Below are 808 nucleotides of genomic sequence, written 5' to 3'. Positions count from 1 at the left end.
GGGTGGGGGGGCGTCTCCCCTGGCCGCCGCCCGTCTTCCCTGTCCCCGCCCTACTTCCCTGTCCGCCGCCCTACTTCAGCGGCTTGGTGAGCTTGCGGCCGCCCGCCTTCGTATCGCCGGAGAGGCTGCAGGCGACGCTGTCGATGCCGGTCTGGAAACCGGTGGGGTCCGGGTACTGCACCAGCGTGCCGCGCACCGTGCCCGCGGGCTGCTTGGCGGCCTTCGTGTCGAGGGGGCCTTGGCAGAGCTTCGACGCGGCCGAGCGGATGGCCTGCTCGGTGCCGTAAGTCCCTTCCAGCTCGGCGATCTTCACCACTTCCGCGTCATGGGCGGAAGTGCAGGACTTCCGTACCGCGTACCCCTGCGCGCTGGTGCCGACGTCGAAGCAGTCCCCCGCCGCGAGCAGGAAGTACGGGGTCTCGTCGCCGGCCGGTGAGGCGAAGTCCGTGGGCAGGGCGGTCGGGATGTCTGTCGGCAGACCGGTCGGCAGGTCCGTGGGGAAGCCCGTGGGCAGTCCGGTCGGCAGGTCCGTGGGGATACCCGTGGGCAGTTCGGACGGGATACTCAGGGACGGGGTCGGCTTCTTTGTGGCGCTCGGGTCGGGGTTCTCGCCGTCGCCGCCTCCGTTTCCGTCGCCGGTGGCCACCAGGAACACAGCGGCGATGACGCCCACGGCGACGATGACCGCGAGCAGCACGAGCAGACCGGTCCGCCGCCCGGGGCCTCCGCCGTCTGGGGGTTCGCCGGGAGGCCCGTAACCACCGCCGGGCGGCGGACCGGTCTGCTCGTGCTGCTCGCGGTCATCGTC

At 71.9% G+C, this 808-nt stretch carries 1 protein-coding gene; it reads right to left on the bottom strand.

The features are described from left to right. Positions 1 to 70: 70 nt before the first annotated feature. Positions 71 to 808 (bottom strand): hypothetical protein (locus tag G6045_RS40715; protein WP_165337275.1); only part of this gene is annotated, 738 nt, incomplete at its 5' end.

Source organism: Streptomyces mesophilus, assembly GCF_011044995.1.
In the GTDB taxonomy this organism is placed as follows: domain Bacteria; phylum Actinomycetota; class Actinomycetes; order Streptomycetales; family Streptomycetaceae; genus Streptomyces; species Streptomyces mesophilus.
Note: the sequence above shows the minus strand (reverse complement) of the source record. Positions and strands in the feature narration are given on the sequence as shown.